Origin of the sequence: Caulobacter sp. FWC2, from assembly GCF_002742625.1 — a bacterium.
Taxonomy (GTDB): Bacteria; Pseudomonadota; Alphaproteobacteria; order Caulobacterales; family Caulobacteraceae; genus Caulobacter.
Genome location: NZ_PEBF01000001.1, coordinates 4,732,531 through 4,757,666, shown reverse-complemented (window position 1 = coordinate 4,757,666; position 25,136 = coordinate 4,732,531). Strand labels below are relative to the sequence as shown.

The following is a 25,136-nucleotide window of genomic DNA, read 5'->3' as shown; positions in this document are numbered from 1 at the left end:
TGCGGTAGCGCTCCTCGTAGAGCACCCGGATCCGAAGGCACAGAACGATGGCGGACGACGCAGGCATCATCAACCAGGTCTTGACCGAGACCAGCTTCCTCTACGGCGCCAACGCGGCGTTCGTGGAAGACCTCTACGCCCAGTGGGCGGAGAATCCTGGATCGGTCGAACCCTCGTGGAACGCCTTCTTCGCCAGCCTCGCCGAGCAGGCCGACCAGGTTAAGCGCGCCGCGCAGGACCCGGCCTGGAAGCCGAAGAAGGTGCCCAGCGTTCGCCCCGACTGGCTGTCGGCCCTGGACGGCCAGTGGGCCAGCGTCGCCCCCGCCGTCGAAGCCAAGATCGCCAAGGCCGTCGAGGGCAAGGCCCCCGGCGCCTCTTCCGAAGCCGTCCGCGCCGCCACGCTGGACAGCCTGCGCGCCATCATGATGATCCGGGCCTACCGGATGCGCGGCCACCTGGCCGCCAACCTCGACCCGCTGGGCCTGGAGCCGCCGAAGCCCGCCCCGGAACTGGATCCGGCCACCTACGGCTTCTCGGACGCCGACTACGACCGGCCGATCTTCCTCGACTTCGTCATGGGCATGGAAACCTCGACCATCCGCGAGATGCTCGAGATCCTGCGCCGCACCTACTGCGGCAATGTCGGCGTGCAGTACATGCACATCTCCGATCCGCACGAGAAGGCCTGGCTGCAGGAGCGCATCGAGGGCCGCGACAAGGAAATCGTGTTCTCCAAGGAGGGCAAGGTCGCCATCCTGAAGAAGCTGATCGAGACCGAGGGTTTCGAGAAGTTCCTGCACAAGCGCTTCCCCGGCACCAAGCGCTTCGGCCTGGACGGCGGCGAATCCATGGTCCCGGCCATGGAGCAGATCATCAAGCGCGGCGGCGCCCTGGGCGTGAAGGACATCGTCCTGGGCATGCCGCACCGCGGTCGCCTGAACGTGCTGGCCGCCGTGATGGGCAAGCCCTACCACGTCATCTTCCACGAGTTCCAAGGCGGCTCGTCGGTCCCCTCGGACGTCGAGGGTTCGGGCGACGTGAAGTATCACATGGGCGCCTCGTCGGACCGTGAGTTCGACGACAACAAGGTCCACCTGTCGCTCACCGCGAACCCGTCGCACCTTGAAATCGTCAACCCGGTCGTGATCGGTAAGGCCCGCGCCAAGCAGGCCTTCACCCTGCGCGAACAGCCGGACGCCGGTCGCGGCCACGTGCTGCCGCTGCTGCTGCACGGCGACGCGGCCTTCGCGGGCCAGGGCGTGGTGGCCGAGTGCTTCACCCTGTCGGGCCTGAAGGGCTACCGCACGGGCGGCACCATCCACTTCATCGTCAACAACCAGATCGGCTTCACGACCAGCCCGCGCTACTCGCGCAGCTCGCCGTATCCCAGCGACATGGCGCTGATGGTCGAAGCCCCGATCTTCCACGTGAACGGCGATGACCCGGAAGCGGTCGTCTTCGCCGCCAAGGTCTCGACCGAGTACCGCCAGAAGTTCGGCAAGGACGTGGTCATCGACATGGTCTGCTACCGTCGCTTCGGTCACAACGAAGGCGACGATCCGACCATGACGTCGCCGATCATGTACGCCAAGATCAAGGGCCACCCGCCGACCCGCGAGCTCTACGCCAACCGCCTGATCGGCGAGGGCGTGATCTCGCAAGCCGAGTCGGACGCCTGGGTCAGCGAGTTCGAGAAGTTCCTCGACGCCGAGTTCGACGCCGGCAAGAGCTACAAGGCCAACAAGGCCGACTGGCTGGACGGCAAGTGGAAGGGCCTGGCCCTGCCGGGGGACGAAGAGCGTCGCGGCAAGACCGCCTTCCCCAAGACCCGCCTGCTGGAAATCGGCCGCCAGATCACCACGATCCCGGACCGCATCAACGCCCACAAGACCGTCAAGCGCGCCATCGACAATCGCCGTGAAGCGATCGAGAAGGGCGAGGGCATCGATTGGGGCACCGCCGAGCACCTGGCCTTCGCCACGCTTCTCGACGAGGGCTTCCCGGTCCGCCTGTCGGGCCAGGACTCGGTGCGCGGCACCTTCACCCAGCGCCACTCGGACGTCATCGACCAGACGACCGAAGAGCACTACACGCCGCTGAACAACATCCGCGCCGGCCAGGCCCACTACGAAGTGATCGACTCGGCCCTGTCGGAAGAGGCGGTGCTGGGCTTCGAATACGGCTTCTCGCTTGCAGACCCGAACACCCTGACCCTGTGGGAAGGCCAGTTCGGCGACTTCGTGAACGGCGCCCAGGTGGTCATCGACCAGTTCATCAGCTCGGGCGAGCGCAAGTGGCTGCGGATGAGCGGCCTCGTCATGCTGCTGCCGCACGGCTACGAAGGCCAAGGCCCCGAGCACAGCTCGGCCCGCCTGGAGCGCTTCCTGCAGTCGTGCGCCGAAGACAACATGCAGGTCATCAACTGCACGACGCCGGCGAACTACTTCCACGCCCTGCGCCGCCAGATGAACCGCGAGTTCCGCAAGCCGCTGATCGTGATGGCCCCCAAGAGCCTGCTGCGCCACAAGCGCGCCGTCTCGAACCTGGACGACTTCGCCGAAGGCTCGGCCTTCCACCGCGTCATGGTGGACGGCGCGGAAGCCGGCTGCGACGTCGGCGGGATCACGCTGAAGAGCGACGACCAGATCAAGCGTGTCGTCATCTGCTCGGGCAAGGTCTATTTCGACCTCGTCGACCATCGCGCCAAGACCGGCCGCGACGACGTCTATCTGCTGCGTCTGGAGCAGTTCTATCCGTGGCCGATGCGGTCGCTGATGAACGTGCTGAGCCGCTTCAAGAACGCCGACCTGGTCTGGTGCCAGGAAGAACCCAAGAACATGGGCGGCTGGACCTTCGTCGATCCGTGGCTGGAGCTGACGCTCGACAAGCTGGACATCAAGGCCAAGCGCGCCCGCTATGTGGGTCGTCCGGCCTCGGCGTCCACCGCTGCGGGCCTGATGAGCCGCCACCTGAAAGAACTCGAGACGTTCCTCAACGAGGCCTTCGCGTAAGCGTCGCCACCTCGTTCTAGACATCCGCCGGACCAAACAAGAGAGACCTGGAAAGCCCCATGGCCGACATCAACACCCCCGCCCTCGGCGAATCCGTCACCGAAGCGACGGTCGCCCGTTGGACCAAGAAGGTCGGGGAGGCCGTGAAGAAGGACGAGATCCTCGTCGAGCTGGAGACCGACAAGGTCAGCCTCGAAGTGGCCTCGCCCGCTGACGGCGTGCTGTCGGCCATCGGCGCCGAAGAAGGCGCGACCGTCGTTCCGGGCACGATCCTGGGCGTGGTGACCGAAGGCGCGACCGCGTCGGCCGCTCCGGCCGCCGCTGCCCCGGCCCCGAAGGCCGCCGCTCCGGCTCCGGCCCCCGCGCCGGCTCCCGCCGCTGCTGCCCCGGCTCCCGTCGCTTCGGCGCCCGCCGCCGCGCCGGTCAGCCCGGCCCCGGCCCGCGTCGCCGCCGAGAACAATCTCGACCTGTCGAAGGTCGCGGGCACCGGCAAGGACGGTCGCGTGACCAAGGGCGACGCCCTGGCCGCCCTGGAAGCTCGCGCCTCGGCTCCGGCCCCGGCCGCCGCTCCGGCCGCGCCGCGTCCGATCCATGAGCGCGAAGAGCGCGTGAAGATGACGCGCCTGCGTCAGACGATCGCCCGTCGCCTGAAGGAAGCCCAGAACACCGCCGCCATGCTGACGACCTTCAACGAGGTCGACATGAGCGCCGTGATGGCTCTGCGCGCCCAGTACAAGGACGTGTTCGAAAAGCGCCACGGCGTGAAGCTGGGCTTCATGTCCTTCTTCACCAAGGCCGTGGTGGCCGCGCTGAAGGCGATCCCGGACGTCAACGCCGAGATCGACGGCACGGACATCGTCTACAAGAACCACTACGACATCGGCGTCGCCGTCGGCACCGACAAGGGCCTGGTGGTTCCGGTCGTCCGGGACGCCGACGCGCTGAACCTGGCCGAGATCGAAAAGGCCATCGGCGCCCTGGGCAAGAAGGCCCGCGACGGCCAGCTGTCCATCGAGGACATGCAAGGCGGCACTTTCACGATCACCAACGGCGGCATCTACGGCTCGCTGATGTCGACGCCGATCCTGAACGCGCCGCAGTCGGGCATCCTGGGCATGCACGCGATCAAGGAACGCGCCATGGTCGTGAACGGCAAGATCGAGATCCGCCCGATGATGTACCTGGCCCTGTCCTACGACCACCGCGTCGTTGACGGCGCCGGCGCCGTGACCTTCCTGGTCAAGGTCAAGGAAGCCCTGGAAGACCCGCAGCGTCTGCTGCTGGACCTCTAAGGACTCCCATTCTAGGAACCAACGAGAAGCCCGCCCTCACCGGCGGGCTTCTTCGCTTGTGGAGCCGTCATGGCCAAGGACACCCTCTACCTGCTGGCGATGGGCTTCGACAAAGACGGCCAGCAGCGCTTCTGCCCCGACTGCGCGATGATGGAAGGCTACCTGGCCGCCTATCCGCAGCTGCGCGAGGTCCTCGACATCGTCCGCGTCGACTACCCCCGCCCGCGCCCGGCCCTGGTCGAGCGCCTGGGCGAAGAGCACCAGAACGCTCCGACCCTGATCCTGGCGCAGGCCTCTCCCGACGCCGGCCCGCACGGCGAAATCCAGACGGCCAATGGCCTAAGCTTCCTCAGCGACGCCCGCCCGATCACGCGGTGGCTGGCGGCGAAGTACGAACTGCCCGCGCCGCTCTAGCGGCTGGCCTTCAGCACCGCCGCGCCGAGCGCCGCGTAGTCGCGGTTGAAGTGGTGGTCGCCGGGCAGGCGGATCTTGGTGACTTCGGCATCGGGCAGGGTGGGGCAGATGTCGGCCTTTTCCGCGTCGCCGTAGACGCAGGTGATCTTCATGCCCGCTAAGGCCGCGATCGCCGGGCGCACCGGATAGGCGTCTGGCGTGGCGATGTTGAGCCAGCTGGTCGGGTGAAACTGCAGGTCGCCGTTCGGGCCGGTCCCGATCAGCACCAGGCGTCCGATGTGGCCGCGGAGATCGGCGGGCAAGTGCGGGATGATCGCCGGCAGGGCGTCGGCCCCGAACGAATAGCCGATCAGCGTCACCTTGGAGCGCCCCCACAGGCGCTCGTAGTCTCTCAGGGCCTGGGCCAGGTCGGCGGCGGCGCCTGCCGGCGATCGCTTGGTGGTGAAATAGCTCAGCGAATTGACGCCCAGGGTCGGCAGGCCGTTGTCGGCCAGGTACTGGGTCACGCCCTGATCCAGGGCCGCCCAGCCGCCGTCGCCCGAATAGAACACCGCCAGGGTGTCGCCGGGCTTGGCGCTGGCCACCGGGATCTGGTCGCCGCTCGCGCCCGGCCAGGCCGAGGCGGCGACAGGCGCGCCGAGGCTCAGGGCGATAGCGGTGAGGGCGGCGATGAGGCGAACGCGCATGGTCATGCTGGTAAGACGCCACCGACCGGTGGCGCTCTCCAGGCCGGCTGATGTCAAGCTTGTGGCGCGGCCTGCGGCGGGTCGTCGCGGCGGGTTTGCAAAAACCCGCCATTCTCCTTGAGTTTCAAGGCCGGGCGCGTCGAAAGCGGGTTCCGTTTTAGGCCGCATGCCTCTAAGGAACACGCGCCTCCAGAGGTCTGACAATATGGCCGGCGAGGCCCCATATTTTGTCCGGCGCCGCTTTCGGCGCGTCCTGAAGGCGAAGACCCATGGCTCAGTACGACGTCGTCATCATCGGTGGTGGTCCCGGTGGCTACAACGCGGCGATCCGCGCCGGTCAGCTGGGTCTGAAGACCGCGATCGTCGAAGGCCGCGGCAAGCTGGGCGGCACCTGCCTGAACGTGGGCTGCATGCCCTCCAAGGCCCTGCTGCACGCTTCGGAAATGTACCAGGCCGCCGTCGGTCCTGAGTTCGCCAAGCTGGGCATCGAGGTCAAGCCGAAGCTGAACCTGCCGCAGATGATGGCCCAGAAGGCCGAGAGCGTCGAAGCCCTGACCAAGGGCGTCGAGTTCCTGATGAAGAAGAACAAGGCCGACTACGTGAAGGGCTGGGGCCGCATCGACGGACCCGGCAAGGTGGTCGTGAAGGCCGAGGACGGTACCGAAACCGTGCTCGAGACCAAGAACATCGTCATCGCCACGGGCTCGGAACCCACCCCGCTGCCGGGCGTGAGCGTCGACAACAAGCGCATCCTCGACTCCACCGGCGCCCTGTCGCTGCCGGAAGTGCCCAAGCATCTGGTCGTGGTTGGCGCGGGGGTCATCGGCCTGGAGCTGGGTTCGGTGTGGAAGCGCCTGGGCGCCGAAGTCACCGTCGTCGAATATCTGGACCGCATCCTGCCGGGCACGGACACCGAGGTCGCCACCGCCTTCCAGAAGATCCTGACCAAGCAGGGCTTCAAGTTCCAGTTGGGCGCAAAGGTCACTGGCGCCGAAGCCGGCGCCAAGGGCGTGAAGCTGACCCACGAGCCGGTCGCGGGCGGCGAGGCCGCCACGATCGAGGCTGACTACGTGCTGGTCGCCATCGGCCGCCGCCCGTTCACCCAGGGCCTGGGCCTGGAAACGGTCGGCATCACGCCGGACAAGCGCGGCATGATCGCCAACGACCACTACAAGACCGGCGTGGCCGGCGTGTGGGTGGTCGGCGACGTCACCTCGGGTCCGATGCTGGCCCACAAGGCCGAGGACGAGGCCATCGCCTGCATCGAACTGATCGCGGGCAAGGCCGGCCACGTGAACTACGACATCATCCCGGGCGTCGTTTACACCAGCCCGGAAGTCGCCACGGTCGGCAAGACCGAGGACGAGCTGAAGGCCGCGGGCGTCGCCTACAAGGTCGGCAAGTTCCCGTTCCTGGCCAACAGCCGCGCCAAGATCAACCACGAGACCGACGGCTTCGTGAAGGTGCTGGCCGACGCCAAGACCGACCGCATCCTGGGCGCCCACATGGTCGGCCCGAACGTCGGCGACATGATCGCCGAATACTGCGTGGCCATGGAGTTCGGCGGCGCCTCGGAAGACGTGGCCCGCACCTGCCACCCGCACCCGACCCGCTCGGAAGCCCTGCGCCAGGCGGCCATGGGCGTCGAGGGCTGGGTGACCCAGGCCTAGGACGGCACGCGTAACGGGTCTTTACGATAAGTGATGACCACGTTCGTCAATCGGACGTAGAGTGGCGGGGTTTCGGCAACGGAGCCCCGCCATGCTTTTGTCCGCGTTGATCCTCGCCACCGCCCTCCAGGCCGCGCCGTCCGCCGAGTTTCCGGCCACGCCGCTGGCTAAGCCGCCGATCAAGGCGCGGCCGCGCCGTGCGCCGCCCGAGACCTTGCTGAGCGATAGGCAAGTCGAGGCCTGGAAGGCTCGCCTAAATCGCATCGCCCACTGCGGCGCCAACGGCCTTCAGAACGCCCAGGGCGCGCCGGACGAGGCTTTTGCTTCGCCCAAGGCGCTGGCCCGCCGGCAGTCGGAGAAGGCCACGCGATAGGGCGATCTGCCGATGGCCAACCATACGCTGACCGTGCTGCGCACGGAGGACGGCTGCCCCGTCTCCTCGACCGTCCGCTTCAACGTCGGACGCTGATCGCCCCGAATGAAAAACCCCGCCGGCGGACCGGCGGGGCTGTACGCGTCTTCGAGGGGAGGAACGCCCGAGGGGCGGGCGCTTACGCTTACTGAACTTGGTGGGCCGCCTGAGCGGTGCGGGATCAGAACTCTTCCCAGTCCTCGCTGGCGCCGACGGCCTTGGCCAGCTTGGCCTGGGCGGCGGCGACCGGATTGACGCCCGGGCGGCTGACCGTGCTGGCCAGGGCCGGACCACGGCTGGGAGCCGGCGCGGCGCGGGGTGCGGGCGCCGGGGTGGCCAGACGGTGGGTCGAGCGGCTGGCGCTCTGGGTCATGGTCGCGGTCGCGCCATTGACGCGGAAGCGGCCGATCATCTGCATCAGGTTGCCGGCCTCGCCCTTCAGGGCGTGCGAGGCGGCGGTCGACTGCTCGACCATGGCGGCGTTCTGCTGGACGGTCTGGTCCATCTGGTTGACGGCGGCGTTGACCTGGTTGAGGCCGGTGGCCTGCTCCTGGCCCGAGGCCGCGATCTCGCTGACCAGGGCGTCGATCTCGCTGACCTTGCTGGCGATGGCCTGCAGGGCCTCGCCGGTCTGGCCGACCATCGAGACGCCTTGGTTGACCTGCTGCGACGAGGTCGAGATCAGGGTCTTGATCTCCTTGGCGGCGTCGGCCGAGCGCTGGGCCAGGGCCCGCACTTCCTGGGCGACGACCGCGAAGCCGCGACCGGCTTCACCGGCGCGAGCCGCTTCGACGCCGGCGTTAAGCGCCAGCAGGTTGGTCTGGAAGGCGATCTCGTCGATGACGCCGATGATCTGGCTGATCGACTGCGACGACTTCTCGATCTGGTTCATGGCCTCGACGGCGTTGCGGACCACGATGCTGGAGCGCTCGGCGTCGCCGCGGGTCGAGCCGACCACCTTGGAGGCTTCCTGAGCGCCGGCCGACGAGCGCTTCACCGTGGCCGTGATCTCGTCGAGGGCGGCGGCGGTCTCTTCCAGGCTGGCGGCCTGCTGCTCGCTGCGGCGCGACAGGTCGTCGGCGGCCGAGGCGATCTCGTCCGAACCCGCACCGATGCTGTTGGCGGCGTGGACGATGGTGCCCATGGCGTCTTCCAACTGGCCGATGGCGCCGTTGAAGTCCATGCGCAGGCGCTTGTAGGCGTCCGGGAATTCCTGTTCGAGGCGGTAGGTCAGGTCGCCGTCCGACAGGCGGGCGAGGCCGGTGGCGATGGCTTCCATCACGAAGGCCTGCTCCTTGGCCGAAGCCTCGGCGATTTCCTGGTTGCGGCGGCGCTCGGATTCCGTCTCGGCGCTGGCGCGCTGCTGGGCGGCTTCGGCGGTGCGCAGGGCCAGGGCGTTGTCCTTGAACACCTGGACCGAGCGGGCCATGGCGCCGACCTCATCCTTGCGGTCCGCGCCGTTGACATCGACGTCGACGCTGCCCTGGGCCAGGACTTCCATGGTCTTGGAGAGGCTGATCAGCGGCTTGGCGATCTTCGCCGAACCCACCCACATGGCGTACAGCATGGCCGCGCTGGCCGAGAGCGCGCCGAACAGCAGCAGCACGATGGCGCCGGTGGCGCTGTCCTTCTTGGCCTGGGCGATCATGCCCTGGGTTTCTTTGTTGTGATGGTCGATCCAGGTCGCCACGTCCGTGGTCAGCTTGGCGATATCGGTGTCGATGCCGCCCATCATCATGATGGCGGCTTCCTTGGCGTTCTGCAGGCCCATATCCGCGCCGGCGCGGGCGTTGTCGTGGACCGCCTTGAAGCGCGTGCGGAAGGCGTTGATGTCCTTGGCCGAGTCGGGGTCGGCCTTGACGGCGGCGTCGAGGAAGGCGTTGCCTTGGGCGAAGGCCGTTTCGATGTCGTCCGAGCCCGACTTGGCGGCGTCCGACGCGCCGTCGTTGGCGATGGTGCGATAGGCGGCGTAGCCGACGGTGGCGACCTGGCGATTGAAGCGGGCGGTGTTCAGCTCCGTGGGCGCGCGCTCGTCGACCAGGGCCTGGGCGGCCCGCTCGACGGTCTTGACCTGCCACACGCCCGTGCCGACGCAGGCCAGGGCGACCAGGGCCAGCACGATCGCCGGCGTCATAACCTTGGTGGAAATCTTCAGGTCGTCGAACTTCATCACAGGCCTCATGCGGCGCGGGCGAGTGGGGGGAGGGCCCGGCGGAAACGCTCTTGGCAGCTAGAAATCAGAGTCACGTAAAGTCGCGGTTAATGCCCAAGGTTGCGTGGGGCGCCGCTGCATCCAGGCGCTCGATCGCGTGTCTCACGCCTTGGGATGAGCGGCCTGGTAGGCGGCCAGAAGGCCAGCCGCGTCGACCTGGGTGTAGCGCTGGGTCGTCGACAGCGAGGCGTGACCCAGCAAGTCCTGGATGGCCCGCAGGTCCGCGCCCGCGCCCAGCAGGTGGGTCGCGAAGGCGTGGCGGAAGGCGTGTGGCGTCACCCGATCCGAGAGGCCGAGACGTCCGCGCAGGGTCTGGACCAGACTCTGGACGTGGCGGGGCGACAGCGGTCCGCCACGCTTGGCCCGGAACAGCGGCTCGTCGGCGGTCAGCACGAACGGCAGCTCGTTCAGATAGACGTCGATGGCGTGTCGTACAGCGTCCAGCACGGGCGTGATGCGGGTCTTGCCGCCCTTGCCGGTGATGCGAATGGCCTGCCCCAGCGGGGCCTGTGAGAAAGTCAGCGAAAGCGCCTCGCTGATCCGCAGGCCGCAGCCCCACAGCAGGGTCAGCACCGCCTCGTCGCGGGCGGTCTCCCAGGGCTCGCGCTCGGTGTCGCCGGCCGCCTCGGTGATCAGGTCGCGCGCCTGGTCCTCGGAGACGGGACGCGGCAGGCCGATCTTCAGGCGCGGGCCGCGCACCAGCTCGACGGCGGCGTTGGCCACGCCGTGGCGCTGATCGAGATAGCGGTGGAAGGCGCGGATCGACGACAGGGCCTGGCTGATCGAGCGCGGGGCCAGGGCGTCCTCTCCCTGGCGGCGGAAGGCCAGATAGCCGCGCAGGTCGGCGGCCGAGATCTCGCCCATGGCCGAGAGGCTGACGCTCTCCCCGCGGTGCCGCTCCAGGAAGTTCAGATAGGCCAGGACGTTGTCGCCATAGGCCCGCACCGTGCGCGGCGAGGCCCGGCGCTCCAGCGTCAGGTAGTCCAGCCAGGCGGCATAGGCCTGGCGAGCGCTCCCGACGCCCGAGGTCACAACACGGGCCAGCGTTCGGCGGTGCGCTCGACCACACGGGCCAGGAAGTTGACCAGCTCGGTGCCCATGTCGGGCGTGAAGCCTTCCGGATCGGTCGAGCCGAAGGCGACCAGGGCCTCGCGGCGCGGCTCCCAGATCGCCATGCGGACCAGGGCCATGCTGCGGATGGTCTCGGCCTTGTCGCCGAACAGCGGCAGGGCCGGGGCGAAGAAGCCCATGCGGGCGATCGGGGCCTCGCCCAGGATCATGTCGACCTGACCCTCGGCCAGGATGTGCCAGCCGGCCGGAACTCGGCTGGGGCCCTCCAGCGCCATCACGCCGGTCGCCAGGCCGAATCGCAGCTGGGTCATTTCGTCGACGCGGCGGGCCAGGTCGGAGTGGTTGCGGGCGTCCAGCAGGTCGATGACCGCCGCGTGGGTCTGGGCCTGGGCCGAATAGTTGGCGCGGGCGTTGGCCTCGATCGCCTGGCGGACGCTGGCCTCCCGCTTGTGGGCGGCGGCGGCCCGGGCCAGGGCGCGCGGTCCGAAGTCGACGACATTGGCGGCGTCGACCCTCAGGCCCAGCTCGCCCAGCAGGTCTTCGTCGTGGCGCAGGAATTCCGGCTGGACGCGCAGGAAGTCGCGGACGCTCTCGGCGTCGACCGGTTTTCTGCTGGCGTTCGTCGCGTCGCTCATCGTCGTCCCCACCGGTAAAAAGCACTCCGCCCGGATGAAGCGGGCAAGACGGTTAATGTCCGCTTGATGACGACTCGACCGCGGCTCTCGACCTGGGGACGGTTTGGCGGCAAAAGCATGCCGTCATGTCCCGTATCGCTTCCGTCCTGCTGCCGATGCCGTTGCCGGAGGCCTTCGACTACGCCGAGCCGGACGGACTCGATCTGAGCATCGGCGACCATGTGGCGGTGCCCCTGGGCCCGCGCGTGATTCGCGGCGTGGTCGTCGCCCTGCGCGACGGGACGGGCGGCAACCGGCCGCTGAAGGTGATCCAGGGCCGGGTCGACGATCCGCCGTTGCCGCCGGGCGTGCTGGCCTTCGTCGAGTGGGCGGCGCGCTATTCGGTCGACCTGCCCGGCTGGCCGCTGGCCATGGCTCTGCGCGGCCTGCGCCATCCGCCGCCCAAGCCCGACAAGGTGCTGGTCCTTTCCGGAACCCAGCCCGCCCGCATGACGCCGGCGCGGCTGAAGGTGCTTGCGGCCGCCGAGGGCGTGAAGCTCTCGGGTGCGGCCCTGGCCTCGGCCGCCGGCGTCTCGGCCGGTGTCGTGAAGGGCCTCGTGGACGAGGGCGTGCTGGCGGTCGACTATGTAGAGCCCGAGCGCGGCCTGCCGCAGCCGGACCTGTCCTTGCCGCCGCGCGACCTCAACCCCGGCCAGGCCGCCTGCGTCGCGGTGATGAAGGAGATGCTGGACGCCGGCGGCTTCCAGGCGGCGCTGCTGGACGGGGTGACCGGCTCGGGCAAGACCGAGGTCTATCTGGAGGCCGTCGCGGCCGCGCTGGAGGATCCCGAAGCCCAGATCCTGGTGCTGCTGCCCGAGATCGCCCTGACCCAGGCCGTGCTGGCCCGCTTCGAGCAGCGGTTCGGCGCCCTGCCGGCCGAGTGGCATTCCGGCGTCTCGCCGCCGCGTCGCCGGCAGGTCTGGGAGGCGGTGGCCAGCGGCAATGCCCGCATCGTGGTCGGCGCCCGGTCGGCCCTGTTCCTGCCGTTCCGCAAGCTGCGCCTGATCGTGGTCGACGAGGAGCACGACAGCTCGTTCAAGCAGGAAGAGGGCTTCATCTACCAGGCCCGCGACCTGGCCGTGGCCCGCGCCAAGATCGAGGGCGCCTCGGTGCTTCTCGCGTCAGCGACCCCGTCTCTGGAGAGCCTGTTCAACGCCCAAGCCGGCCGCTACCGCTGGCTGCGGCTATCGGCGCGCCACGGCGCGGCCCAGCTACCCGACATCGACCTGATCGACATGCGCCAGACGCCGCCGGAGCCCGGCCGCTGGCTGTCCCCGCCCTTGATCAAGGCCATGGCCGTGACGCTGCAGCGCGGCGAGCAGGCCATGCTGTTCCTGAACCGGCGGGGCTATGCGCCGCTGGTGCTGTGCAAGGCCTGCGGCGAGAAGATGAAGTCGCCCGACACCGACAGCTGGCTGGTCGAGCACCGCTATACCGGTCGGCTGGTCTGCCACCTGACCGGCTTCTCGATGAAGAAGCCCGAGGCCTGCCCGCACTGCGGGGCCAAGGACAGTCTCGTCTCGATCGGTCCCGGCGTCGAGCGGGTCGAGGAGGAGGCGCGGCATATCTTCCCCGACGCGCGGATCGCGGTGTTCTCGTCCGACACGGTGATGGACGCCGAGGCCGCCAAGACCCTGGTGGCGACCATGGCGGCGGGCGAGATCGACATTCTCGTGGCCACCCAGGCCGCCGCCAAGGGTCACAACTTCCCGAACCTGACCCTGGTGGGCGTGGTCGACGCCGACCTCTCCTTGCGGGGCGGCGACCTGCGGGCCGGGGAGCGGACCTTCCAGCTGCTGGCCCAGGCCGCCGGCCGCGCGGGGCGTCACGAGAAGCCGGGCCGGGCGCTGCTGCAGACCTATTCGCCCGAACACGCCGTGATGCAGGCCCTGGCCGCCCAGGACCGCGACGCCTTCATCGAGGCCGAGATGGCGATGCGCCAGGACGCCGGCCTGCCACCGTACGGACGCTTGGCGGCGGTGATCGCCTCGGGGCCGGATGCCGCGGCGCTGGAGGCCTATGTCGACGCCCTGGCCGCGGTGATCCCCAATGCCGAGGGGGTCGAGGTGTTCGGCCCCGCCGACGCGCCGCTGGCCTTGATGCGCGGCCGCCGGCGCAAGCGGTTCCTGGTTCGGGCCGAGCGCAATGTCGACCTTCAAGGCTTCATGGCCGCCTGGCGCGCGCGGGCGAAGGTCCCGAATTCGGTCCGCGTGGTGATCGATATCGACCCCTACAGCTTCCTCTGAGCCCAAGTGTCGCAGCGGCCTCGCGTCGCATTTCCTTGAGCTTGACCATGCGGCCAATGTCCGGCGCCCGACGAAGGGATGAACCCGTCGCGGAAGGCTAGGCGCGCTCAGGCGCGCCGGAGGAGACCCATGAAATCATTTCTCACATCGGTGGCGTTCGCGTTCAGCCTCGCCGCGGCCGGTTCGACGATGGCCCAGACGGCCCCCGCTGCCGCCCCCCTGGCCGGCTCTGGCGGTTCGATCCAGTCGCCGTTGTTCAAAGCCTGGATCGCTGACTACCAGAAGGCCGGTGGCGAGCCGATCGCCTATACGGGTCAGAACTCGGCCTTCGGCATCAGCCAGATCGAGAGCAAGGCGGCCGATTTCGGGGTCACGGCCATGCCGCTGTCGGACACCGACCTGAAGGCCAAGGGCCTGTCGCAGTTTCCGTTCGTGATCAGCGGCACGGTGCTGGTCACCAATGTCCCGGGTCTGGAGAGCGGCAAGCTGAAGCTGGACGGTCAGGCCTTGGCGGCGATCTTCATGGGCAAGATCAGCAAGTGGAACGACCCGGCGCTGAAGGCCCTCAACCCGGGCCTCGATCTGCCCGACTGGCCGATCACCGTGGCGCACCGCACCGATCCCGCCAGCATGAGCCTGCTGCTGACCAGCTACCTGTCGTCGGTCAGCCCCGAGTGGAAGGCGGGCCCCGGCGCCGGCGAGACGGTCAATTGGCCGGCGGGCCTGGGCGGCAAGGGCAATGCCGGGATCAGCGAGATCATGTCCGGCACCATGGGCACGATCAGCTATGTCGAATACGCCTACGCCCTGGACCACAAGCTCGATCTGGTGGCGCTGAAGAACCATGACGGGGCGTTCGTGGCGCCGTCGCCGGCCGCCTTCTCGTCGTTCGCCGCTTCGGCGCCGTGGACCGCCAGCAAGGGCTTCGGCGTCCAGACCCTGGACCAGCCGGGCAAGGCGACCTGGCCGCTCGTGCTCGTCAGCTACGGCCTGCTGCGCGACGACGCCGCGCCCGACCGCGCCAAGCGGGTGCGCGACTTCTTCAGCTGGGGCTATGCGAACGGCGACGCCGCCATCACGGCCTTGGGCTATGCGCCTGTGCCGGCCTCGGTGAAGGCCGCGGTGCAGGCCCGCTGGAAGTAGTCAGTTCGTCGGCTCGCTCTTGTCCAGTGTCGGAGCCCCCGACGCTGGCTGGTGCGAGCGTAGGGGCAGGGCGGGGATCATCAGGATCGTCGCCAAGCCGGCGGCGATCACGAACAGGGCCGCGATCATCACCCCGCTGACGGCGTTGATCAGCGCGCCTTGCAGCACCGGGTCGGCGTGGGCCGCCTGGCCGCTGGCGGCGGCCTTGACCGCCATGCCTTCCAGCTTGCCGAGGTCGAGGCCGCCGCCGGGCAGGTCGGCCAGACGCGCGGTCAGCATCGTCCCGGCCAGGGCCGCCCCGACCGTCGAGCCGATCTGGCGGAAGAACTGGTTGGAACTGGTGGCCACGCCGATGTCGCGCGGGTCGACCGCGTTCTGGGTGGCGATGTTGAACAGGCTCTGGCCAGGGCCAAGGCCCAGCCCCACGAAGGCCAGCAGCACGCAGAGCAGCGGCAGGCTGTGGATCTTCGACAGGTCGTGCAGCATGAACACCGCGACCAGCAGGATGGCCGCGCCGGCCAGCATGTAGGGCTTGTACTGGCCGGTCTTGCTGACCAGTTGGCCCGCGACCGTGCTGCTGATGATCAGGCCGGCCATCAGCGGCAGCATGGTCATGCCGCTGACCGTGGCCGGCACGCCCCGGCCCAGCTGCAGGAACAGCGGCAGGAACATCACCACGCCCATGAAGGCCATGGAGATCAGGAAGCCGGCCAGGTTGGCCGTGGTGAACACCTTGTTCTGGAACAGGTGCATCGGCAGGATCGGATTGGACACCTTGGTCTCGGCCACCACGAAGGCGGCCAGCGACACGGCCGCCAGGGCGAAGAGACCCAGGCTCTGCGGCGAGCGCCAGGCGAAGCTGTGGCCGCCCAGGCTCAGCGCCAGCAGCAGCGGCACGAAGGCGGCGATCAGCAGGGCCGCGCCCAGGAAGTCGATCTTGCCCGCCCGACGATGCTCCAGCTTGGGCATCTTCACGATGACCATGAACAGCGACAGCAGGGACAGCGGCAGGTTGACGTAGAACACCCAGCGCCAGCCGGCGATCGTCTGGCTCCCGATCTGCACCGTGCCGTGGTCGGTGAAATAGCCGCCGATGATCGGCCCCAACACGCTGGCCAAACCGAACACCGAGCCGAAGATGCCGGCGAACTTGCCCCGCTCGCGCGGCGGATAGAGGTCGGCGATGATGGCGAAGGCGGTGGTGAACAGCGCGCCGCCGCCGATGCCTTGCAGGGCGCGGAACACGATCAGCTGCACCATGCCCGGCATGCCCAGGATGGTTCCGAACTCGCCCGCCAGGCCCGACAGCCACGAGCCGGCCAGGAAGATCGAGATGCCGGTGATCAGCACGGGCTTGCGGCCGAAGATGTCGCCCAGCTTGCCCCAGATCGGCACCATCACGGTGGAGGTCAGCAAATAGGACGTCGTGACCCACGAATAGAGATTGAGGCCGTTCAGCTCGGAAATGATCCGCGGCATGGCCGTGGACACGATCGTCTGGTCCAGCGCGCTGAGCAGGAACACGATCATCAGCGCCGTCAGGGTCAGGCGGCGCTCGGCGTCGGTGAAGGCCTGTGGCTTGGAAGTCTGCGAGGTCATCGGGGCCCTGAGAGCGTGATAAGCCGGGGTCGCCGACCTACCACGCTCCAAGGTGTGGACGTAGCGCTTAGTGGTCCTTCTTAGCCCCGCGCTTGCGCGAGAGCATGTTCAGTCCCTCGACGCCGGCCGAGAAGGCCATGGCCGTGTAGATGTAGCCCTTGGGCACGTGGGCGCCGAAGCCCTCGGCGATCAGCACGGTGCCGATCATCAGCAGGAAGCCCAGGGCCAGCATGACCACGGTCGGGTTGTCGTTGATGAAGTTGGCCAGCGGATCGGCGGCCAGCATCATGACGGCGACGGCGATGACCACGGCGGCGACCATGATCGGCAGGTGATCGGTCATGCCGACGGCGGTCAGGATCGAGTCGATCGAGAACACCAGGTCCAGCAGGATGATCTGGAAGATCGCGGCGCCGACATTGGAGATCACGACGGTGGCCTTGTCCTTCTCCAGCATTTCGTCGCCGTTGCCGGGATCGACGCTGTGGTGGATCTCCTTGGTCGCCTTCCAGATCAGGAAGACGCCGCCGGCGATCAGGATCAGGTCACGCCAGGAGAAGGCGGTCTCGAAGCCGGGCTCGCCGTGCGCGCCGACCGGGCCGTTGACGCCCAGGTCGAAGACCGGCGCGGTCAGGCCGACGATGAAGGCGATGGTCGACAGCAGGACGAGGCGCATGATCAGCGCCAGCGAGATACCGATGCGACGGACGCGCGTGCGCTGCTCGGGCGGCAGCTTGTTCGACAGGATCGAAATGAAGACCAGATTGTCGATCCCCAGAACCACTTCCATGACGACCAGCGTCACCAGAGCGGCCCAGGCGGCCGGATCGGCGACCAGGCTAAGGAGTTCGTTCATCGGTCCTCTCTAAGGTTATCGGCCAAGCCGCTGTTTCGCGTACGCATACATGTATCACAAGCGAGATAGGCGGGTAACGCTGATCTTTCCACCTTGGGGGCGGAAAGGCAGGCCCTTAAGGGACGCCGTCGATGCCGGACGCCGCCAACATAAAGCCCCTGACCGCGTTGCGGTTCTTCGCCGCCTTCTGGGTGGTGATGTTCCACTATTGGCCCAATCTGGACGTCGGCTTCACGCCGGCGGTCGCGCAAAAGGGCTATCTGGGGGTCGAGGCGTTCTTCGTGCTGTCGGGCTTCATCCTGTGCCACGTCTATCTTCGCGGCTTCGGGGAGGGGCGGTTCCGCTACGGCGACTTCCTGTGGAACCGGCTGGCGCGGGTCTATCCGCTGCACCTGGCCACCTTGATCGGTGTTGGCGCCATGGCGATCGTCGGCGCGATGGCGGGACTGAACGTCGATCCGAACATCCTGTCGTGGAAGTCGCTGCCGGCGAACCTGCTGCTGGTCCATGCCTGGGGCTTCGCGCCGGTGGCCGGCTGGAACCACGCCTCGTGGTCGATCTCGGCCGAGTGGTTCGCCTATCTGAGCTTCCCGGCCTTCGCCTTCGCCGCCTGGAAGCTGCGCGAGCGGCCGGTCGTCGCGGTGCTAGGCGCCCTGGCGGTGATCGCCGGGCTCTACCCTGCCTTCCAGGCCTTGGCCGGCTTTCCGCTGACCGAGGCGACCATCCAATGGGGCGCCCTGCGCATCGTGCCGTGCTTCGCCTTCGGCTGCGCCCTGCACGCGCTTTGGCGTTCGGACCGATTCCCGACCCGGCTCAGCGGCTACGGCGCCGCTTTATTGGGCATGGCCACGCTTGCCGCGATCCAGTTTTCCGCACCCGATCTGGTGATCGTGATGCTCCTGGGGGGGCTTATTTTCATGCTCGCGACCCTCGCCAAGACCGGTTACGAGTTTGCTGGACAGTCAGTCTTCGTCTATCTAGGCGAGATCAGCTACTCGACCTATATGATCTGCATCCCGTGGAAGATCCTGGCGATCAATGCCGCGACCAAGCTGTTCAATATCCAGAGTGACAAATTGCCGCTGTTGGTCTGGGTGTTAATTGTCGCCGCGTTGATCCCGCTGTCGGCGATTTCCTACCATTTCATCGAGAACCCGGCTCGGGAATGGATGAAATCTCTGGCCGCCAACCGGAAACAGCGGCGCTTGGCGCTCGCGGGTGCGGCATAAACACTCTTTTCACCAGTCTCTGGCAGGGTTATCCCTTAGCCCAGTGACGCGGGGGAGTACCCACAGCATGACGAAACGGACCAGGGCCCTTCTGGGTTCCCTGCTCGCTGCCGCCATGATCAGCTTTGCGCCGGTGACGGCCAGTGCTGACGGCTATTGGCAGTGCGTACCGTTCGCCCGTCTGATGTCGGGTATCCAGATCTTTGGCGACGCCCGCACTTGGTGGTCGCAAGCCGCCGGCAAGTACGACACGGGCTCGGTCCCGAAGATCGGCTCGGTTCTCTCCTTCAAGCCTACCGCCCGCATGAACCTCGGTCACGTGGCCTTCGTCAGCCAGGTGCTGACTGACCGGGTCATCCAGGTCACCCACGCCAACTGGTCGATCATCGAAGGCGATCGCGGCCAGATCGAAAAGGACGTCACCGTCGTCGACGTCTCGCCCAACGGCGACTGGACGCAGGTCAAGGTCTGGTACGACCCGATCCGCGATCTGGGCACCAGCGTCTATCCGACCAACGGCTTCATCTATCAGGACGCCCAGGCGACCAAGATCGCCGTCGCCACCAGCAAGATCGCCATGGCCCAGAACGCCGTGGTCTCGGCCGCCAAGCAGGCCGCCAACCAGGTCGCCAATTCGGTTCGCTCTTCGCCGCTGGACATCATCGGCCAGGCCGCGGATTCGACCGATCGTATCGCCGCCCTGATCGAGGCCGCCGCTGGCGGTGGTTCGTCGAGCGACACGAGCAACAAGCAGAACGCCCCTCGGTAATCGGGAGCGCGTTGACCTAGAGCGCGGGCCGGGGCACACCCGACCCGCAGCTAGGACGCCCAGCGATGCTTAGAATCCTCCGTCACGGCGCTCCTGGCTTCGAGTCCGGTGGTCTGTCGCCCGACTGGCGGGTGCCGGCCGACGCCGTCTGGATCGAGCTGGTCGATCCCACCCGCGCCGAGGAAGTCGCCGTCGAACAGTCGATCGGCCTGCTGCTGCCCACCCGCGAGGAGATGGCCGAGATCGAGGCCTCCTCGCGCCTCTATCAGGAGGACGGCGGCACGTTCATGACCGCCACGGTGCTGGTCAATGCCGACGGCGACCTGCCGACCGCCGCCCCCGTCACCTTCGTGCTGGCCGGCGCGCGCCTGATCACCATCCGCTATGTCGAGCCCAAGGCCTTCTCGGTGTTCGCCGCCCAGGCCGAGCGCCAGCCCAGCCTGTGCCCCAACGGCCTGCAGACCTTCCTCGGTTTGCTGGACGCCATCGTCGACCGCACCGCCGACATCCTCGAACGCACCGCCGCCGAGGTCGAGGTGCAGTCGCGCGCCATCTTCAGCCGCCCGCGCGGCGCGGCCTTCGAGAGCATCCTCAACCGCCTGGGCCGGGCCCAGAACGTCAATTCCAAGGCTCGCGACAGCCTGGTCAGCCTGGCGCGCCTGCTCAGCTTCGCGGCCCTGGCCGACCAGTTCGAAGGGTCCAAGGACCTGCGCGATCACCTGAAATCGCTGCAGCGCGACGTCCAGTCGATCACCGACCATTCCAGCTACGTGGCCAGCAACATCACCTTCCTGCTCGACGCGGCCCTGGGCCTGATCAACATCGAGCAGAACTCGATCTTCAAGGTGTTCTCGGTGTTCTCGGTGATGTTCCTGCCCCCGACCCTGGTGGCCGGCATCTACGGCATGAACTTCGTCCACATGCCCGAGCTGAACTGGCTGGAAGGCTATCCGATGGCCATCGGCATGATGATCCTGGCCGCCGCCGCGCCCTTGCTGTGGTTTCGGCGTAAGGGCTGGCTGTAGAAATAGCGGCGCGAAAAATCATGATCCTGTTTTCTTACTGCAAAGCCTTTCATAGTGAGGGCGAGGCAAAAACAGCTGGATCCGCCTACAAGCGCGCCCATTCCAGCATCGATTACGCTGTGAAGCCGCACGGCCAGACTTGGCGCGTGAAGGTATCCTTCGACTACGACGAGAAGATCGTCCGCAATCTTGAAAAAGATGGCTTCAGGGTCTGCACATAAGCGCTCGGTCCAAGAAGGGCGCTTGACGGGAAGCATGGGCAAGGCGCGACTTTTCGTCGCGCTCTAAACGATGGCTTAAAGCTGATCTCGTAGGTTGTGCGCTGTTCCCCGTTCACAGCGTATTCGCCGGAGCGCTCCGCGACCCGCCATGCCCGCCGCCGCGTCTTCACGACCGAGCCTGATCCGCAATCTTCACGCCTCCGTGGTGCGTGAGGCGCTGGAGGCTCATGGGCGCTACATGAAGGGCCTGCCCAAGGGCCGCCGGGCGGTGCTGCAGTACGTCAACCTGAACAACTACGAGCTGGACGGGGTGGACCTCTCGGAGGCCGACCTGACCGGGGCGCTGCTGGGCGGGGCCTCGCTGCGCCGGGCCAAGCTGAGCCGCGCCACGCTGTATGGGACCGACCTGCGCGATTCCGACCTGCGCGACGCCGACCTTTCCCGTTGCGACATGCGCGGCGCCTGCCTGCGCGGGGCCAATCTGGGCGGGGCCAACCTCTCCGGCTGCGATCTGCGCGAGGGCGTCACCGCCGTGCAGGACGGCGAGAAGGGCCTGCGGATCCTGGAGCATTCCAAGCGGCCGGGCGAGCTGGACTACGCCATGCTGCAGGGGGCCAACCTGAACGGGGCTCAGATGGCGGGCGCCTTCGCGCGTCAGGCCGACTTCACCGACGCCGACCTCACGGGCGTCACCCTGCAAGGCGCCAAGCTGACCAATGCGGTCATGGACGGGGCGGACCTGTCGGGCGCCAACCTGCACAATGCCGAGATGTCCAAGGTCTCGCTGCGCCGGGCCATCATGGTGGGGGTCGACGTCAGCGGCGCGGACCTGACCGACGCCGACATGACCGAGGTGCTTCGGGCGCCGCCGCCGATCTTCTATGTCGACGACCTACCCCTCAACGAGGTGCTGGAAGCCCACGAGCTGTTCTGCAAATCCGACGGCCGCGACGGCAAGGTGGCGAACCTTGCCGAGGTCGACTTCCGCCCCCTGCGTCGCCTGAAGGACCGCCGGCTCAGCGGCCTGTCCGCGCCCAAGGCGGTGTTCTTCGGCATGGACCTGGACGGCGCCCACCTGCAGGGCGCGAACCTGGCCGGCGCCGACCTGCGCGGCGCCAAGCTGCGGGGGGCCGACCTGCGCGGCGCGCGCCTGGTCGGCGCCCAGCTGACGCGCGCCGATCTCACCGGCGCCAAGCTCGGCCCGCTGAAGATCGCCGAGGACCGGGTCATCCGCACTGACCTGACCCGCGCCGTGCTGCGCGGGGCCAATCTGAAGGGCGTCAGCGCCCGGCGGGCCCGTTTCATCGAGGCCGACCTGACCCGCGCCCGCCTCGAGGGGGCGGATCTGACCGACGCCGAGATGCCGTCGGGTTTTGGCGGCGCCTAAACGTCTGTCTTCGCGTTGAGGTCGTATCTGTGTCGATGATCGGACACGGATTTCGATAGGGAGGCAGTATGATCCACGCTCTAACGCCAGTCGCGCTGCTCTGCGTGCTCACCGCCGTGAGCCTCGCCACCAAGGCCAGCGCCCAGGATCGCGCGTCTGACCGGACGGTCGTCGGCGGCGCGGTGATCTACGCGCCGGCTTACCAGGGCGCCGAGGACTATCGTGTACTGCCGTTCCCGGTGATCGACCTGAAATACGGCCGCTTCTTCGCCGGTTCGCGCCGGGGGATCGGCGCCAATCTGGTCGACGGCGACACTGTGGATGTCGGGGCGGGCGTGACCTTCGTGCCAGGCTACCGCCGTCGCGACGCCCCGACGGGCGTCGGCCGGGTGTCGGGCGGCGCCGGAGCGCGGATCTCCGCCGATATGAAGGCCGGCATGGTCATGGCCAGCCTGGGCGCGACCAAGGTGCTGTCCGGCGATCTCGACGGGGCCTTGATCGACGCGACCCTGGCCATGCCGCTGCGACCGTCCGACCGGCTGACCTTGATCCCCAGCGTGTCGACCACCTGGGCCGACGGCGCCTACACCCGCAGCTATTTCGGGATCAGCGCCAGCCAGGCCGCGGCCTCGGGCCTCCCGGCCTATCGCCCCGGCGGCGGGATCAAGGACGTCTCGGCTTCGCTGACCGCCAGCTATCGCCTGACTGACCGCGTCAGCCTGGGCGCGACCGGCTCGGTCACCAAGCTGACCGGCGACGCCAGGAAGAGCCCGATCGTCTTCGACCCGACCCAGCCCTCGGCGGTGCTGTCGGTCTCTTACAGGTTCTAGCGGGCGGCCGCGCATTGAAGCCTTGCGGTAGGCATTAACCTTGGTGTTGATGCACGAAAACCGTGGGAGTCTCCGATGTCGCGTTTGTCCTGGATCGCCGCCACTGGCGTCCTCGCCCTGGCGGCCATGGCCGGATCAGCCCACGCGGCCGCGCCCGCGATCGAGCAGACCGCCTGCGCCGGTGACTACAAGGCCAGCGGCCTGAAGGTCGATTGCGGAAACCTGATCGTCGACGAGACGCGCGGCGATCCCAAGAGCCGCCGCATCAAGGTCGCCTTCGCCGTGGTCCACGCCAGCGAGCCCAAGGCTGGCCTGCCGCCGGTGATTTACCTCCACGGCGGCCCTGGCGGCTCGGCCCTGAGGGGTTTGCCGCGTCTGCTGACCAGCAAGGCCTCGCGCGAGTTCGTCGCCCTCGATCAGGACTGGGTGTTCATCGACCAGCGCGGCGGCGGCCAGTCCGTCCCCAATCTCGACTGCCCCGGCACGCACCTGACGGACGCCGGCCCGCCGACCGACCAGGACGCGCAAGGCATCGTCGCTTGCCTGAAGGGCTTCCAGGCCAAGGGCGTGGACATCTCGCGCTACAACGCCGTCGAGGTGGCCAAGGACGTCCAGGACCTCCGCAAGCTCCTGGGCTTCAAGCAGATCGACCTGTTCGGCGGTTCGTACGGCACCCGCATCGAGGCCGCCATCCAGGCCCATGAGCCGCAGGGCGTGCGCGCGGTGGTCCAGGACTCGCCCTGGCCGCCCGAGGCCGACTGGACCGTTGGCGGCCCGGCCATGGTCTCCAACTCGATCGACATCGTCATGGCCAAGTGCGCGGTCGTGGCCGAGTGCGCCAAGCGCTACCCGGACCTGAAGGCCAAGCTGGCCGTGGTCGCCGAGCGCTGGCTGGCCGGCCCGCAGACGGTCAACGGCAAGACATACACCGCCGACGACCTGGGCGGCTGGCTGATGGACGCCAGCTACTTCACCGCCGGCGTGCTGCCGCGCGATCTGTGGAAGGTGATCGAGGGCGATGTCGCGCCGGTCGCCGACTTCGTCGAGAGCCGCGACTACTACAGCGAGGGCCAGTTCATGACCCACCTGTGCAAGGAAGAGATCCCGTTCGAGGCCCGCGCTGACGTGGCCAAGGGCACGCAGAACGATCCGATCGCCCGCCTGATGGTGGTGTCGATGCAGCGCATCCACGACGTCTGCAAGGCCATCGATGTCGGCTCGATCTCCAAGGCCGAGCAGGAGCCGGTCAAGACCGCCATCCCGACCCTGTTCCTGGCCGCCGAGATCGATCCCGGCTGCCCGCCGGAACTGACCAAGGCCGCCGCCAAGGGCTACAAGGGCTCGCAGGTGGTCATCGTCACCAACGCCACCCACGGCGTCAGCCGCGCCAGCCCCTGCACGCGCAAGATGATCCGGAGCTTCTTCCAGGATCCGACCAAGCCTGTGGACCGGACCTGCCTGCCGGCGGCGGACACGCCGATGACGTTCACCTACGCGGGGTAGCCCCTACATCTTCTTCTTCAGCGGCAGCAGGTCCGGATAGACCGCGTCGCGCTTCTGGGCCTTGGCCGTGAAGGCCTCGGCCATGTGGGGGCCGGAGAACATGCCCGTCTGCCAGGTGGCGATGTAGTCGAGGGCGTCGGCGATGCTGTGGTCGCGGGCGTAGTTGATCATCACCTTGCTGCCGGCCACGGCGAGCGGCGACTTGCCGGCGATCTCGCGGGCGGTGGCCAGCGCGTGGTCGACCAGGGCCTCGTGGGTGTCGAACACCTCGTTGACCAGGCCGATCTCCTTGGCGCGCTGGGCCGGCAGGCGGCGACCCGTATAGGCCAGCTCGCGCACCCAGCCTTCGGGGATCAGCTTGCACAGGCGCGGGAAGGTGCCGACATCGGCGGTCATGCCGATGTTGATCTCCTGGATCTGGAAGAAGGCGTCGGCGCTGGCGTAGCGGATGTCGCAGGCGCTGACGAAGTCGACCGCCCCGCCGATGCAGCCGCCCTGGATGGCGATGATCACCGGCATCCGCGCCTTGTCCAGGCACGAGAAACTGTCCTGCAGCACGTGCACGAAGCGCCGGAAGCTTTCGGCGGCCACCCAGCGGTCGGCGTCCTGGCGGGCGGTGACGCCCTCGTCATCGGTGAACACCGACAGATCCATGCCGGCGCTGAAGTGCTTGCCGGTTGAGGAGATGACGATGCAACGTGCGCGCGCGTTGTCATCAATATCTTTTACAATCGCGGGAAGCTCGTTCCAGAAGGGCCGTGTCATGGTGTTCATGGCTTCGGGGCGCTTCAACTGGATGTGCGCGACGCCGGCCTCGATCTCGACCTTGAAACAGCTATACTCGTCCTGATCGTGGCCGCTCATGCCTTTGGTCTCCCCAAGAAAC

At 67.8% G+C, this 25,136-nt stretch carries 21 protein-coding genes; 14 read left to right on the top strand and 7 right to left on the bottom strand.

From position 1 onward, the window contains the following. The first annotated feature begins 47 nt into the window (after window positions 1-47). The 3 genes from CSW62_RS22450 to CSW62_RS22440 all read left to right on the top strand — a co-directional run bounded on the left by CSW62_RS22450 (window position 48) and on the right by CSW62_RS22440 (window position 4,717). Window positions 48-3,011, top strand: coding sequence for a 2-oxoglutarate dehydrogenase E1 component (locus CSW62_RS22450; RefSeq protein ID WP_099581710.1), 2,964 nt, complete (start codon window positions 48-50; stop codon window positions 3,009-3,011). A 59-nt stretch (window positions 3,012-3,070) separates the two neighbouring features. Then, complete coding sequence (gene odhB / locus CSW62_RS22445) at window positions 3,071-4,303, top strand: 2-oxoglutarate dehydrogenase complex dihydrolipoyllysine-residue succinyltransferase (protein ID WP_099581709.1); 1,233 nt, start codon at window positions 3,071-3,073, stop codon at window positions 4,301-4,303. A 69-nt stretch (window positions 4,304-4,372) separates the two neighbouring features. Next, the gene (locus CSW62_RS22440) at window positions 4,373-4,717 is read left to right on the top strand and encodes a DUF3088 family protein (RefSeq protein WP_099581708.1); all 345 of its coding nucleotides are present in this window, start codon (window positions 4,373-4,375) and stop codon (window positions 4,715-4,717) included. Here the strand turns inward: CSW62_RS22440 and CSW62_RS22435 are convergent. Further along, complete coding sequence (locus CSW62_RS22435; RefSeq protein WP_099581707.1) at window positions 4,714-5,409, bottom strand: AcvB/VirJ family lysyl-phosphatidylglycerol hydrolase; 696 nt, start codon at window positions 5,407-5,409, stop codon at window positions 4,714-4,716. The genes CSW62_RS22440 and CSW62_RS22435 overlap by 4 nt on opposite strands. Before the next feature lie 263 nt (window positions 5,410-5,672). Between CSW62_RS22435 and lpdA the strand changes: the two genes are divergently transcribed. Both lpdA and CSW62_RS22425 read left to right on the top strand, forming a co-directional pair. Continuing rightward, entirely contained in the window at window positions 5,673-7,073 is a 1,401-nt protein-coding gene (gene lpdA, locus CSW62_RS22430) for a dihydrolipoyl dehydrogenase (RefSeq protein ID WP_099581706.1), read from the top strand. A 91-nt stretch (window positions 7,074-7,164) separates the two neighbouring features. After that, entirely contained in the window at window positions 7,165-7,446 is a 282-nt protein-coding gene (locus CSW62_RS22425; RefSeq protein ID WP_099581705.1) for a hypothetical protein, read from the top strand. 220 nt (window positions 7,447-7,666) lie between these two features. Here the strand turns inward: CSW62_RS22425 and CSW62_RS22420 are convergent, their stop codons facing one another. The 3 genes from CSW62_RS22420 to CSW62_RS22410 form a co-directional block, all read right to left on the bottom strand. After that, window positions 7,667-9,655: a methyl-accepting chemotaxis protein gene (locus CSW62_RS22420; protein WP_099581704.1), complete on the bottom strand. Its 1,989-nt coding sequence runs from the start codon at window positions 9,653-9,655 to the stop codon at window positions 7,667-7,669. A gap of 144 nt (window positions 9,656-9,799) precedes the next feature. Next, a complete protein-coding gene (locus CSW62_RS22415) occupies window positions 9,800-10,729 on the bottom strand; it encodes a tyrosine recombinase XerC (protein WP_099581703.1) in 930 nt (309 codons plus the stop codon). Further along, on the bottom strand, window positions 10,726-11,403 hold the full coding sequence (locus CSW62_RS22410; protein WP_099581702.1) for a DUF484 family protein: 678 nt from the start codon (window positions 11,401-11,403) through the stop codon (window positions 10,726-10,728). The genes CSW62_RS22415 and CSW62_RS22410 overlap by 4 nt, the downstream gene beginning before the upstream one ends. A 125-nt stretch (window positions 11,404-11,528) precedes the next feature. Here CSW62_RS22410 and CSW62_RS22405 point away from each other — a divergent pair, with 125 nt between their 5' ends. Together CSW62_RS22405 and pstS are read left to right on the top strand one after the other, a co-directional pair. Continuing rightward, window positions 11,529-13,688 carry a primosomal protein N' gene (locus CSW62_RS22405; RefSeq protein ID WP_099581701.1) on the top strand — a complete coding sequence of 720 codons (2,160 nt, stop codon included), beginning with the start codon at window positions 11,529-11,531 and terminating at the stop codon, window positions 13,686-13,688. A 129-nt stretch (window positions 13,689-13,817) separates the two neighbouring features. Next, on the top strand, window positions 13,818-14,831 hold the full coding sequence (pstS, locus tag CSW62_RS22400) for a phosphate ABC transporter substrate-binding protein PstS (RefSeq protein WP_158235478.1): 1,014 nt from the start codon (window positions 13,818-13,820) through the stop codon (window positions 14,829-14,831). On the opposite strand, the gene CSW62_RS22395 is transcribed toward pstS, so the two are convergent. Next, complete coding sequence (locus tag CSW62_RS22395) at window positions 14,832-16,430, bottom strand: MDR family MFS transporter (protein ID WP_099581699.1); 1,599 nt, start codon at window positions 16,428-16,430, stop codon at window positions 14,832-14,834. Window positions 16,431-16,497: 67 nt separating this feature from the next. Further along, window positions 16,498-17,286, bottom strand: coding sequence for a TerC family protein (locus CSW62_RS22390; protein WP_099581698.1), 789 nt, complete (start codon window positions 17,284-17,286; stop codon window positions 16,498-16,500). Between the two features lie 131 nt (window positions 17,287-17,417). On the opposite strand from CSW62_RS22390, the gene CSW62_RS22385 reads away from it, so the two are divergent. The 7 genes from CSW62_RS22385 to CSW62_RS22355 all read left to right on the top strand — a co-directional run bounded on the left by CSW62_RS22385 (window position 17,418) and on the right by CSW62_RS22355 (window position 24,250). Next, complete coding sequence (locus CSW62_RS22385; protein WP_099581697.1) at window positions 17,418-18,515, top strand: acyltransferase; 1,098 nt, start codon at window positions 17,418-17,420, stop codon at window positions 18,513-18,515. Between the two features lie 67 nt (window positions 18,516-18,582). Next, window positions 18,583-19,284, top strand: a complete 702-nt coding sequence (locus tag CSW62_RS22380) for a CHAP domain-containing protein (protein ID WP_099581696.1) — start codon at window positions 18,583-18,585, stop codon at window positions 19,282-19,284. Between the two features lie 65 nt (window positions 19,285-19,349). Continuing rightward, window positions 19,350-20,309 carry a magnesium transporter CorA family protein gene (locus CSW62_RS22375; RefSeq protein ID WP_099581695.1) on the top strand — a complete coding sequence of 320 codons (960 nt, stop codon included), beginning with the start codon at window positions 19,350-19,352 and terminating at the stop codon, window positions 20,307-20,309. Window positions 20,310-20,329: 20 nt separating this feature from the next. Then, the gene (locus CSW62_RS22370; protein WP_099581694.1) at window positions 20,330-20,530 is read left to right on the top strand and encodes a hypothetical protein; all 201 of its coding nucleotides are present in this window, start codon (window positions 20,330-20,332) and stop codon (window positions 20,528-20,530) included. Window positions 20,531-20,678: 148 nt separating this feature from the next. After that, complete coding sequence (locus tag CSW62_RS22365) at window positions 20,679-21,917, top strand: pentapeptide repeat-containing protein (RefSeq protein WP_099581693.1); 1,239 nt, start codon at window positions 20,679-20,681, stop codon at window positions 21,915-21,917. Window positions 21,918-21,985: 68 nt separating this feature from the next. Further along, a complete protein-coding gene (locus CSW62_RS22360; RefSeq protein ID WP_099581692.1) occupies window positions 21,986-22,747 on the top strand; it encodes a MipA/OmpV family protein in 762 nt (253 codons plus the stop codon). A gap of 75 nt (window positions 22,748-22,822) precedes the next feature. Then, window positions 22,823-24,250 carry an alpha/beta hydrolase gene (locus CSW62_RS22355; protein WP_099581691.1) on the top strand — a complete coding sequence of 476 codons (1,428 nt, stop codon included), beginning with the start codon at window positions 22,823-22,825 and terminating at the stop codon, window positions 24,248-24,250. A gap of 3 nt (window positions 24,251-24,253) precedes the next feature. On the opposite strand, the gene CSW62_RS22350 is transcribed toward CSW62_RS22355, so the two are convergent. Continuing rightward, window positions 24,254-25,114 carry a crotonase/enoyl-CoA hydratase family protein gene (locus CSW62_RS22350; protein ID WP_099581690.1) on the bottom strand — a complete coding sequence of 287 codons (861 nt, stop codon included), beginning with the start codon at window positions 25,112-25,114 and terminating at the stop codon, window positions 24,254-24,256. Window positions 25,115-25,136: the final 22 nt, after the last annotated feature.